The 12,161-nt window shown below is 67.5% G+C and carries 10 protein-coding genes; 1 reads left to right on the forward strand and 9 read right to left on the reverse strand.

Going from position 1 to position 12,161, the window contains the following annotated elements; genetic code table 11:
- Window positions 1–34: 34 nt before the first annotated feature.
- From uxaC to ACMGFI_RS04685, 6 genes are all read right to left on the reverse strand, one after another.
- Window positions 35–1,399: a glucuronate isomerase gene (gene uxaC / locus ACMGFI_RS04660; RefSeq protein ID WP_436907707.1), complete on the reverse strand. Its 1,365-nt coding sequence runs from the start codon at window positions 1,397–1,399 to the stop codon at window positions 35–37.
- A 69-nt stretch (window positions 1,400–1,468) separates the two neighbouring features.
- Window positions 1,469–2,890: a family 4 glycosyl hydrolase gene (locus tag ACMGFI_RS04665; protein ID WP_436907709.1), complete on the reverse strand. Its 1,422-nt coding sequence runs from the start codon at window positions 2,888–2,890 to the stop codon at window positions 1,469–1,471.
- Window positions 2,891–3,111: 221 nt separating this feature from the next.
- Window positions 3,112–3,372 carry a hypothetical protein gene (locus ACMGFI_RS04670; protein WP_436907710.1) on the reverse strand — a complete coding sequence of 87 codons (261 nt, stop codon included), beginning with the start codon at window positions 3,370–3,372 and terminating at the stop codon, window positions 3,112–3,114.
- A gap of 89 nt (window positions 3,373–3,461) precedes the next feature.
- Window positions 3,462–4,490: an LLM class flavin-dependent oxidoreductase gene (locus tag ACMGFI_RS04675; protein WP_436907711.1), complete on the reverse strand. Its 1,029-nt coding sequence runs from the start codon at window positions 4,488–4,490 to the stop codon at window positions 3,462–3,464.
- 2 nt (window positions 4,491–4,492) lie between these two features.
- The gene (locus tag ACMGFI_RS04680) at window positions 4,493–5,698 is read right to left on the reverse strand and encodes an enolase C-terminal domain-like protein (RefSeq protein ID WP_436907713.1); all 1,206 of its coding nucleotides are present in this window, start codon (window positions 5,696–5,698) and stop codon (window positions 4,493–4,495) included.
- 99 nt (window positions 5,699–5,797) lie between these two features.
- A complete protein-coding gene (locus ACMGFI_RS04685; RefSeq protein WP_436907714.1) occupies window positions 5,798–6,826 on the reverse strand; it encodes a zinc-dependent alcohol dehydrogenase in 1,029 nt (342 codons plus the stop codon).
- A gap of 335 nt (window positions 6,827–7,161) precedes the next feature.
- Between ACMGFI_RS04685 and ACMGFI_RS04690 the strand changes: the two genes are divergently transcribed.
- The gene (locus tag ACMGFI_RS04690; protein ID WP_436907716.1) at window positions 7,162–9,156 is read left to right on the forward strand and encodes an ABC transporter substrate-binding protein; all 1,995 of its coding nucleotides are present in this window, start codon (window positions 7,162–7,164) and stop codon (window positions 9,154–9,156) included.
- A 355-nt stretch (window positions 9,157–9,511) separates the two neighbouring features.
- Here ACMGFI_RS04690 and ACMGFI_RS04695 read toward each other — a convergent pair whose 3' ends face one another.
- The 3 genes from ACMGFI_RS04695 to ACMGFI_RS04705 all read right to left on the reverse strand — a co-directional run bounded on the left by ACMGFI_RS04695 (window position 9,512) and on the right by ACMGFI_RS04705 (window position 12,127).
- The gene (locus ACMGFI_RS04695) at window positions 9,512–9,784 is read right to left on the reverse strand and encodes a hypothetical protein (RefSeq protein ID WP_436907718.1); all 273 of its coding nucleotides are present in this window, start codon (window positions 9,782–9,784) and stop codon (window positions 9,512–9,514) included.
- A 170-nt stretch (window positions 9,785–9,954) separates the two neighbouring features.
- Window positions 9,955–11,001, reverse strand: a complete 1,047-nt coding sequence (locus ACMGFI_RS04700) for an ABC transporter permease (protein WP_436907719.1) — start codon at window positions 10,999–11,001, stop codon at window positions 9,955–9,957.
- Window positions 11,002–11,071: 70 nt separating this feature from the next.
- A complete protein-coding gene (locus ACMGFI_RS04705; protein WP_436907721.1) occupies window positions 11,072–12,127 on the reverse strand; it encodes an ABC transporter permease in 1,056 nt (351 codons plus the stop codon).
- Window positions 12,128–12,161: the final 34 nt, after the last annotated feature.

Raw genomic sequence — 12,161 nt, forward strand, 5'->3', positions numbered from 1 at the left:
CCGCCCGCGAAGCGGGTGAGGAGAGGCGCGGGGCTCAGTCCAACCAGAGCGAGTTCGGGCGGTCGTAGGCGACCCGTCGGACGAGGTCCTCCGCGACCGCCTCGGGCATCTGCTCGCGCTCGACCATGCGGCCGACGCTGTTGGCCAGCGAGCGGCGGAACATCTCGAACCGGGAGCCGAAGGAGAGCAGTTTCCGCGAGTCGCTGACCATCCCGGCGTAGTTCGAGAGCACGTCGACCGTGCCGACGTACTCCAGCTGGTTCTGCATACCGTGGGGGCTGTCGTTGAACCACCAGGCGGCGCCGACCGAGACGTTCGGGTAGGCGCGGGCGATGGTCGTGACCGTCGGGTAGTGGGTGGGGTCCACGCAGTAGAGGACGATATCGAGGTCGCCGTCGAACCGGTTGCAGAAGTGGCGGATGTTGTCGGCGATCTCCACGTCCCCCGTGGAGATGTCGCCGCCCGAATCCGGGCCGAGTTCGTCGTAGAGCGCGTCCCGGTAGTCGCGGACGGCGCCGACGTGGAACTGCGTGACCCAGCCGGCCTCGCGGTTGAGTTCGCCGATCACGTCGAACATCCAGGCCATGAAGTCGCCGGCGTCCGCCTCCGAGAGCGACTGGCCGGCGCGGGCACGCTCGTAGACGTCGGCCGCCCGCCGGTCGCTGACGGGCCGGGTCACGGGCTCGAAGACGCCGTGGTCGCTCGCGCCGCAACCGCGCTCGTCGAAGTAGGCGTGGCTGGCCGCCAGGGCCGCCCTGAACCCGTCGAGGTCGCTCACGTCGGTGTCGGTCACCTCGCCGAGCCGGTCGACGTGGTCCGCCCAGCCGGCCGCGTCGACGTGCATCGCCGCGTCCGGCCGCCACGTCGGCCGCACGGTCACCTCGTCCATGTCCTCGGCGAGTTGCTCGTGCCGTTTCAGCCGCGAGGTCGCGTCGTCGGTGCTCGATACCACCTCGACGTTCATCTCACGCAGGAGCGCCTGGGGACGCATCCCGTCGTCCTCTAGCTGGGCCTTCGTCTCCGTCCAGATCTCGTCGGCCGTCTCCGCGGAGATGGGGGCGTCGATGCCGAACCGCCGCTTCAGGTCGAGGTGGACCCACTCGTAGGTGGGGTTGCCGGCGATCTCGGGGAATATCTCGGCGAGCGCGTCCCACTTCTCGCGGTTGGCGGCGTCGCCGGTGATCAGCTCCTCGTCGACGCCGCGCTTGCGCATCATGGACCAGACGTAGTGGTCGGTCGCGCCCTCGACCTCCCAGATGTCGGCGTAGGGCTCGTTCACCGCGAGTTCGTCCACGTCGACGTGGCTGTGGGGGTCGACGATCGGCAGGTCCGCGATCCCGTCGTACAGTCGTTCGGCCGCCGCTGTCTCGAGGAGATAGCCGTCTCCCATGAAGGTCATACACTACCGTCTGCACCACGGGCAGAAATAAAGCTGTGGTCCGGTGCCGGGGGCGACCGACCCGCTGCGTCAGGAGAGCACGTCGGCGCCCGCGATGTCGTAGTCGTCGAGGTACGGGCGTTCCGCCTCGACGAGGTCGGCGAACAGCGACTCGATCTCCGCCGGGTCGAGCGTGACGAGGGGCTCGTTGCGGAACGCGCGGAACGCCAGGTCCAGGTCCCCGTCGAAGCCGGCCTCGATCAGCGTCTCCTGGTTGGTGACGTGCGTCTCGACGAGGCTGCGGACCGGCGCCGGGAGGGGGCCGGCGGCCAGCGGCGTGACCGAGTCCTCGGTGAGCAGGGCGTTCGTCTCGACGACCGCCCCGTCCTGCAGGTCGGGGCACTGGCCCCGGTTCGGGACGTTGACGTTCGTCTTGACCGCGCCGTGGCCGAGCAGGGCCTTCATGAGCTCGACCATCTCCTCGCCCGGGTCGGTGATCTCGACGGGCTCCTCGCCTGACAGGATCGCCTCGCGCTCGCGCATCGCCTCCGGCCAGCTCTCGACGCGGTGTTCGCTGGGCGTCAGCTTGATCCCCCAGCGGTGGATGTCTTCGGGCTCGTCGATCGGGTCGAGGTACCACGTGACGAACTCGACGAGGTGGCGGTCGCCCGCCGCGGGGAGGATCCCGTAGCGACGGTAGAGATCGAGCGTGACCTCGTTGTTGCCGCCGTAGACGCTCATGTCGGCCACGTCGCCGGGCTCGTAGGAGGGCAGGTCCCGCTCGGCGAGTTCGGCGTCGACCGCCTCGAAGAGGTCGCGGCCGCGCAGGGTCGCCTCGTCGATCCACGTGAAGTGGTTGATGCCCTTCACGGTCACGTCGACCTCCTCGTAGGCGGGTTCGTCCACGTCGAGGTGCTCGACGGCGAGGTCCGCGAGCCACTCCTGGACGTGGTACACCTCGTGGCAGATGCCGATGGCGTTGATGCCGGGGAACTCCTCGTAGAGGGTGCGCGTGCAGACGGTCATGGGGTTGGTGAAGTTGAACACCCACGCGTCGGGGCAGTGCTCGCGGACCGCGGCGGCGATCTCGCGGTACTGGGGGATCGACCGCAGCGCCCGGAAGGTCCCGCCGGGCCCGACGGTGTCGCCGACCGTCTGGTGGATGCCGTACTCCTGGGGGATGTCGAGGTCGTGCGCGAACGTCTCGGCGGGCGGGTCCTGGGTCGAACAGACGACGAAGTCGGCGCCGTCGAGCGCCGCCTCCAGCGTCTCGACGGCCTCGTAGGTCCAGTCGCCGACCGCCTCCTCCTGGGCCTGAATCGTCCGACCGAGTTCGGCGTTCGTCCGCGCGCTCTCGTAGTCGAGGTCGTACAGCCTGACCGTCCCGCCGAACTCCTCGGTGAGCGCGAGCAGGTTCATCAGCTTCTCCGCCCAGTCGCGGCTCCCGCCGCCGACGAAGCCGATCACGACGGACTCTCCCTGCCGGTGCTGGTCACCACTGAGGTCGTGCATACTCGCTGGTCGGAATACATCGGCTTAAAACCGATTGTTCCGGAACCCGACGTGCCGGCGGGGGCGGACCGACCGGGCCGGCGGTCGTCACGGCGAGACGGGGCGGTCACGGCGAGACGGGGCGGTCACGGCGGGACGAGGGGAGGTATCGACCGCGGAGGGCGGTCCGGGACGGCCGCAGCGCGTTCGCGGGGTCGGCGGCCGGCGCTCCCGCCGCGGCGCTAGAACTTGTGGTACGACGGGAGAAAGCGGATGCCGTACATGGGGACGACGGCGAACACGAAGAGGACGCCCGTGACGAGGACGCTCCACGCGACGATCATCCCCGCGATCTCGGCCTGTCCGACGGCGTCGACGACGGCCGCGAGCACCAGGAGTCCGACGAGGAGTCCGGCCACGCCGACGAGGGCCCTGTACTCGTTGACGAACTTCTGGACGCGGTTGTTCCCGCGGTACCGCTCGAGGTCGACACTTGAACTCATCTCTCAGATACGTGTGCACAGTTCACAATAACTGTTTCGGTGGGCCGGACGAGCCCGACGGGTCGACGCCGCTCGGACGACGGTCGCGGTCAGGCGAACGCCGGTATGACCTCGTCGGCGAACAGTTCCATGCCGTCGTGGTCCGGGAAGTCGACGAACCAGCCCTGGAACTTCGTCACGCCGGCCTCGATCCGCTCCTCGATGGCCGCCGCGCACTCCTCGGGCGTCCCCATGACGAAGTACTCGCGGGCGTCTTCCTCGGTCTCGATGTCCGGCTGGTCGGTGTACTCCTCCTCGAACTGGATCGGGAGCATCAGGTCCAGCAGCGCGTCGAGTTTGTCCTCGTCGCGCGTGCAGATGACGTGGCCGTCCCAGGAGTACTCGATCTCCGAGGGGTCGCGGCCGACCGTCTCGCAGTGGTCCTCGATGACGCCGATCTTGTGTTCCAGCGTCGCCACGTCGCCGTTGAACACGTCCGTGTTCCACACGTCGGCGTGTTTCGCGACGAGTTTCAGGGTGACCTCCTCGCCCTGCCCGCCGACGAGGACCGGCGGGTGCGGGTCCTGGACCGGCGCCGGCGCGCAGGGGGCGTCCTCGATCCGGTAGTGGTCGCCGTCGAACGTCGCGCCGTCGCCGCCGGCGGCCCACATCCGCTTCATCAGCCGGATCGACTCGTCGAGGCGCATCAGCCGCTCGAAGCCGTCGCGGTACTCCCAGCCGTAGGCGTCGTACTCGGGGTCGTGCCAGCCGGCGCCGAGGCCGAGTTCGAGTCGACCATCCGAGATCACGTCCAGCGTGGCGGCCATCTTCGCAACCAGCGCGGGGTTGCGGTAGTCGTTACACAGCACGAGCGAGCCGACGTTCACGTCCTCGGTGAACCCCGCGATGGCCGACAGCAGCGTCCAGCACTCGTACTCGGCGCGGTCGCGGCCGAGCATGAGGTGGTCGGGCGCCCAGACGGCGTCGAAGCCCAGCTCCTCGGCCTTCAGGACCCCGGCCTTCGTTTGCTCCCAGTCGAGCCGTTCGTAGCTGGGCGTGTCGCGGTGGACCGGCTCGCTCCCCGCCTCGGGCGCGCCGGCGAACACCGGCGCGTTGTACTCGAAGCTGATCTCGGGCATAGTCACTCGACCGCGTAGTGATCGACCGCCTCGCGGTTGAGCTCCGCGCTGAGGCCGACGCCGTCGGGCAGGGGGATCGTCCCGTCCTCGGCGTTCGGCGGGTTCGCGTAGATGGCGTCGGCGTACGTCGAGTCTTTCTCCTCCTGCTGTTCCTGGTACCACTGCGGGATCGGGAAGTACTCGGCCATCGGCGCGTTCGTCGACGCGGCGATGAAGTGCAGGTGGGGGTTCGTCCCCGTGTGGGGGATCACGGGCACGTCGTGGGCGCTCGCCATCGCGTCGATGCGCTGGAGTTCGGTGAGCCCGCCGCAGCGATGCACGTCCGGCTGGAGGATGTCGACGGCCTCGCGTTCGAGCAGTTCCTCGTGGCCCCAGCGGGTGAACTCGTGTTCGCCGCCGGAGATCGGCATCGGCGCGGCCTCGCGGATCTCCGCGTAGCCGTCGATGTCGTCGGGGATGACCGGCTCCTCGACCCACGCCATGTCGTACTCCTCCAGACGGTCGAGCATCCGCTTGGCGTACTTGACCGTCCAGCCCATGTAGGCGTCGGCGGCGATCTCGATCTCGTCGCCGACCGCCTCCCGGACGGTCCTGACGATCTCCTCGTTTTCCTTCATGCCCGCCCGGCCGGCCTCGGGACCGTGCCGGAACCGGAGCTTCATCGCGTCGAAGCCGGCCTCGGCGTACTCCTGGGCCTCCCGTTCGAGCGTCTCCATGTCGACGGGGTGGAGGTTGCTCGCGTAACAGGGGATCTCCTCGGTCGTGGGACCGCCCAGCAGCTCGTAGACCGGCTTGTCGGCCTCCTTGCCGGCGATGTCCCACAGCGCGAGGTCGACGGCGCTGATCGCCTCGACGGCCGCCCCCTTGCGGCCGAACGGGATCGTCGCGCGGTACATGATGTCCCAGAGCCGCTCGCGCTCGCGGGGGTCCTCGCCGACGACGAGCTTCGAGAGCGTCTCGTCGACGATGGTCTCGATGGCGCCGGTCGCCCAGTTGCCGTGGCCGACGCCCGTGATCCCGGCGTCGGTCTCCACCTCGACGACCACGTCGCCGACCGGCCCCATCCAGTCGCGGCGGGCGTCGGGGTTGTCCCCGGTCGCGTTGTTGTACTCCTCGTACTTGCTCATCACCGTCACGAGCGGGAACTCGACGAACTCGCCCCACGACTCGCTCCCGATCTTGGTCGCTGATACGTCCGTTATCTCCATGGCGGTGTCCCTACCGTCCAGCCAACGCCGTTAAAATCTTTCTGTCAGCCCGGTCGCGGGGACTCGGTGCGTCCGGCCCGCTCCGGCGCGGTCGGCCCGTCAGGAGAAGTGGAAGACGGGTTTGCAGGTCTCCCCGGCCAGGAACGCCTCGAAGGCGGCGGCCGGGTCGGCGGTGCTGTAGGACGTGTCGATGATGTCGTCGACGGGGATCTCGCCGCGCTCCATCAGGCGCAGCGCCTGTTCGAAGTTCGTCCACGTCGACCCGTAGGAGGTGTTGATGTCGACCTCGCCGCGGACGAGCGAGGTGAGCGACAGCTCGCTGGGCTCGTTGGGGATGCCGACGACGACGATCTGTCCCCCCTTGCGCACGTGTTCGGCGGCGGTCCCGATCCCGCTGTGGTGGCCGGTCGAGTCGAAGACCACGTCGAACCCCCGACCGTCGGTCATCGCCTCCGCCCGGGTTTCGAGGCTGTCGACCTCGACGTTGATCGTGTCGATACCGAGGTCCTCGATCAGCGGGAGCCGGTACTCGTCGTCCTGGGCGAGCCCCGAGACCACGACGTTCGCGCCCAGCGAGTCGGCGACGATAGCGACGAGCGCGCCGATGGGGCCGGGCCCCTCGACGAGGATGTCGTCGCCCGGCGTCGTCACCGACTGGTCGAGGACGGCCCGCGTCGCGATGCTGGTCGGTTCCGTGATCGCGGCGTGTCGGAGCGGGACTTCCTCGGGGACCGCGTGGAGGTAGTCCGGGTCGACGGCGACGAACTCCGTGTACGCCCCGTCGCGGTGCATCCCGGTGATCGAGAAGTTCTGACAGACGTTGGCCTGGCCGTTCTTGCACTGGAAGCAGTCGCCACAGTGGTGGATCGGCTCCTCGACTATCTTGTCGCCCTCGGCGAACCCGGTGACCTCCGGGCCGACCTCGACGACCTCGCCGGAGTACTCGTGACCCATGATCCGCGGGATGGGGATCCACTCGTAGCCCCCGTCGTACTCGAAGGCGTGCGCGTCGCTCCCGCAGACACCGGCCGAATGGACCCTGACGAGTACTTGGTCGGCTGCGATCGAAGGGCGCTCCAGTTCCTGCGTCTCGACCGAATGGGCATCGGTCTGAATGATTGCTTTCATGCTCTAGGTCGTGGCGGTCGACTATCGGGTAATAACTTATTGCTGTGGTTAATACTTTTTGCTGTCTCGCATCTGCAACGCCGCCGCCCGGCGGTGGTTCCGAGCGAGCCCCCTCCCTGCCGACGTTCACAGCGACGTGGCGCCGGACCGGCGCGCGACCGCGGTCGGCGCCACCGGGGCCGTCGGCGTCACTGCGGGCCCCGACCGGCAGTTCGACCCGGCGGACACCCGTCCGCGCGACAGTTCCGGCCGTTCCGACCCCGCCGGCCACCGTGACCCGATCGTATCTCGACTCTGACGAAAGTTTTTTCAATGCCCTGTTACACACGTATGTCATGGTCAATAGTACCAATGGCGGTACCGGAGACGATAGTACCAGCAGCGACGACGGCGTCGACAGAGGACGCCGACGGTTGCTGGCCACGACGGCCCTGACGGCGGCTGGCGGCCTCGCCGGCTGTTCGGGCAACGGCGACGGAACGCCGACGAACGGCGGCGGCGACGGCGGCGACGGCGGCGACGGCGGGACCGGGACCTCGACGACGGGTGGACTCCAGGACACGGACGCGACGTTCCGCTGGTTCCGAACGGACCAGGACCTCTCGTCGATGGAGATGAGCCCGTTCAACCCCCGGTGGAGCTACACCCTCCGATACCCCTTCCACGCGTGTCTCTACGAGCCGAGCACGACCCACAGCGAGATCGTCACCGAGGGGATGGACTGTGAGAGCGTGGAGTACGACAACGAGGCCGGGACGTACACGTTCAACATCAGGGACGACATCTACTGGCACCGCGGCGGTGAGATCCTCGACGAGTTCACCTCCGAGGACATCAAACTGCAGTTCGAGATGCGCCACTCGGACAAGCTGCTCGGCCTCTCGGCCCCGGCGGTCGAGAGCGTCGAGACGCCCGACGACAAGACGATCGTCTTCAACATCGGGACCGCTCACTCCCAGAACATCGAGCTGTTCCCGCCGGGCAACAACTTCACGTACGTCTACCGCAACGGGGAGCTCGCCTCGCTGTGGGACGACCTCAAGGACGCGTCGGGCGAGGAGGCCGAGAGCCTCAAACAGGAGATAATCAACTACAGCAAGCCGACCGACGGGACCGCGGTGTCGGCCGGCGCCTGGTACATCGAGAACGCGTCGCCCCAGAGCCTCGAACTCCGGCGGGTCGAGGGCCACTGGCTCGCCGAGTCCGAGGAGATGAACAACAACTGGAACAAGGCGGAGGTCAGGAAGGCGACCGGGACCGGCAACGCCATGCAGCAGGGGCTCGAGCAGAACCGCATCGACTACGCCAACGACGAGTACCCCGCCTCCCGGAGCCTCGAGTCGATCCCGGACCACCTCACGGCCCGCGTGCAGTCGCGCCAGCAGGGCCGCGGGTTCATGATCAACTACCAGGGCGAGATAAACGACCTGATGCGCGTCGAGGGCGACACCGCGTCGAAGCAGATCGCCAAGCTCCGACAGGGCTTCGCGTACGCGGTCGACGGGATGCAGATCTTCAAGAACTTCCGCGGCGAGCGGCTCGCCGAGCAGGTCGGGACCCTGGAGAAGACGACCTACGGTGAACCGTCGTTGATCCAGGAGCACTACCCGGATCTGTGGGAGTCGCTCCCGGACTACGGGTCCACCAGCCAGCCCGAGAAGGCCAAAGAGGCGTTCCGCGCCGGCGGCCTCAAACAGGACGGCGACACGTGGGTGACGCCCAGCGGCGACGAGTTCACCCCCCAGATCCAGGTGCCCAACACCGAGACGGTCTTCGGGATCACGATGCGGGACAACCTCCAGTCGATCGGCATCCAGGCCCAGGTGTCCTCCGAGGACTCGAACAAGTTCATCAACGACCTGTTCGATTACGCGTACAGCATCTGTCACAACTACGTCTTCACCGGGATGGTGGCGCCGGATCTGGAGTCCGCGGAGATGCTGAGCTCGTACGGTAACTCCTGGGCGTGGAAGCGCCACAACCCGCCCGGAAAGTACGAGATCCCGGAGGTCGGCGACATGACCGGCGACGTCGTCGAGACGTTCAACGCCGACTCGGCTCAGGAGACGATCCAGACCAGCGGCATGGTGGCCGACGAGGACCGTGCGACGCTCGGGAAGAAGGCCATCTGGACGGCCTCGTACCACCTGCCCGGGATCCCGCTCCTGCCCGGCATCTCGATCGACCGCTTCAACTACGACAACTTCGAGTGGCCCGGCCCGAACGACACCCTGTTCACCGCCACCGAGGACAGCCCCGTCTCGCTGGGCGTCCGCGGCCGCCACGCCATCCGCGGCCTCAAGGGCCAGTACGTCCCGACCGACGAGTAGCGACCGGAGCCGACCCCTCCCTTCCCCTCTCGCAGTTGGCCGTTCTTCGCGGTGTTCTCCGACGGCGTCACCCACTGGTGTGCCCCCGCGTCCAGTCCGTCGGTGTCTCACCCTCCGCAGTCGCCACGACGGACCGCCCGGACCGGTGGCTCGACCTCTCCTCGGCGCTGACGCCGGCGAGCGGCCGACAGCCCGGTCCCACCGCCGCACCGCCCCACCGCGGTGGCCCGGGAGTGCAGCGACGCGAGAGCGACCAGTGCTCGCCCGGCCGCCCGCCCTCGGCCGGCCGTCGCGCCGGCGACACCCGGCTGCGCCGCAGGGGGCCGTCGCCGCGACGCCGTTCGCGCGGCCGTGTCTACTGGCGGTCGTCCGCCTGACGCTCGTCCGGGTCGACCGTCCTGACGCCGCGGTACCGTCGACACCAGAGTATCATCCCGCTGAACAGGATGATGCTCCCCACGACGACGACGAGCGCGAGCACGGAGATCACGAACGGGGGCGAGTCCAGCGACCACTCGATGACCAGCAGCGAGATACCGAGCAACACGAGCAACACCAGGTTTATCGCGAGGTACGCGGGCCACATCGGCGCGTACTTGCAGATGCGACGGGCGAGGTCGTCGTTCATACGACCCGATCAGCCCCGACAATCATGTATCCTGTGGAACGAGCGACCGCGAGCGTCTCGCGCTCCGGACGCTCCCCGGGCGGTGGAACCGGTCGGTCGGTCGGGAGCGTCGGCACACGCGAGCGGACAGAGCGGACAGCGCCGAAAAGAGAGTTACCGGGCGGTCGCGGTCAGTCGTAGGACGTGATCCCGTCGCCCTCGTCGGAGTGTCGGGCGCGGACGCGGGGGTTGAACAGTCGGTCGAGCCCCTGGGACAGCAGGATCGTCGCGAACCCGAGGCCCCCGATGAGGATGATCGGGGTCAGGACCCAGTTCATGTTGTTGAGGGTGAGCAGGGACACGTAGTCGAACGACTTGTCCAGCATGATCCCCCAGTTGTTCCGGGTCAGCGGCAGCGCGCCGAGGAAGTACAGCGCGACCGACGCGTGGATGACGCGGACGGTGTTGCGCATGAAGTTGATCATGACGTAGGGCATCACGCTCGGGAGGATGTCGTCGCGGATGATCGACCCCGACCCGAGCCCGATGGTGCGCGAGGCCTCGACGTAGGACTCCTCGCGGGTCGAGATGACCTGCGAGTACAGCGACCGGGCAAGGTTCGGCCAGCCGTCGATGCTCAGCAGGATGCCGACGAGGATCGGGTTGCTGGGCGAGAGGGCAACCGCGACGACGATGAGCAGCGGCAGCCCCGGGATGGTGATCTGGATGTCGATGGCGGTGAGGATGACCCGTCCGATGGCGCCCCGCTTGTACCCGGCGAGGGTGCCGGTCAGCACCGCGACGATGGTCATGAACCCGCCGCCGGCGAGCGCCATGAGCAGCATGTCCGGGGTCGCGTGGACCGCCTGCTCCATGATCCCGACCCCCCAGTTGTTGGTACCGAGCGGGAACTTCCAGATGCCCGTGTACGTCCAGCCGAGGATCGTGAACTCCGGGATCCCGAACGGCTGGACGACGTAGTCGGAGTTGAACATACCGAGGTACGCCGGCCCCTCGTTCAGCTCCGGCGGTTCGGTGATCCAGACGCCGACGGTCCCCATCAGGACGTACCCGAGGAGGATGATCGACCCGAGTTTCGTGCGGGAGTCCTCCCAGATGATCTCGAAGGGGGTGACGACCCAGGCGTCGAAGGTCTCACTCCAGCGCTCGCGCCTCGACATCGGCGTGACTGATTCGCTCTCGATACGTTCGAAGACGTTGGCCTCTTTGTCGGACATTCAGATCTCACCCTGTTGTCGTCGCGGTCGCTGGCGGTTCCCCGGGACGGACCCGCCGCCCGGACGCGGTTCAGAAGCTCTCACTGCTCTCACCCTCCTCGATCCGCGGGTCGATCAGCGGATACGTGATGTCCGCGATGTAGATCGCGGTCACCGTCGCGAACGTGAACAGGATGAACCCGCCCATCATCAGCGGGAAGTCCCGGGACTGCAGGGCCCTGTACATGACCCAGCCCATCCCGCGGTACTGGAAGATCGTCTCCAGGATGAGCGACCCGCCGAAGACGTACGAGATGGACAGCAGGAAGTTCGTGTACATCGGCAACAAGGCGTTGCGCGCGATGTACCGGACCGAGATGCGGCCCGTCTCCAGTCCGCGCAGGCGGGCGTTCTTGACGTAGTCGGTGCCCAGGACCTGGATCGAGTTGGCGCGCATCGCGAGCACGCCGCCGCCGAGCGAGGCGATGGCCAGCGAGATGACCGGCAGCGCCGCGTGGTTGAGGATACCGGCGACGTACGGCCAGTTGAGCCCGACCGACGCGGAGGGGTTGACCTTCCCGCTGATCGGGAACATCCCGTACTGGAACGCGAAGACGAACAGCAGGAGGATCGCCCAGACGAAGTAGGGGATCGACTGGACCCAGATGAACAGCGTCGTCGCCCGGGTGTCCAGCGCCGACCCCTCGTAGTTGGCCATCAGGCCGCCGAAGATGATCTGCTGCAGGAACGACATGACGACGGCCAGCGACACGATGAACACGGTCCAGGGGATCACCGGCGCCATGACCTCGATGACGGGCTCGCCGTAGTATATCGACCGGCCGAGCTCCCCCTGCAGGACGCTTCCGAACCAGTCGATGTACTGGATGTGTAGCGGCTGGGTCGGGTTGATGTTGATGTACAGCTGGGCGATCTCCCGGAACGCCTCGACCGCTTCTGGGTCCGTCGGCGAGTTGAACTCCTGGCCCGGGCCCATCGAGCCCATCATCAGCTGCGCGAGCAGGAAGTCCATCGGTCCGCCCGGCATGTACCGGATGATCACGAACGTGATAGTGAGCGTCGCCCACGCCGTGAACAGGGCCTGACCGGTGCGCTTCGCGTAGTACTTGAGGATGCCTTCTCTCATTGTCCTTGCTCGATTTCGGTGTCGGTGTCGGTGT

Source organism: Halosimplex marinum (assembly GCF_051414075.1).
Classification (GTDB): Archaea; Halobacteriota; Halobacteria; order Halobacteriales; family Haloarculaceae; genus Halosimplex; species Halosimplex marinum.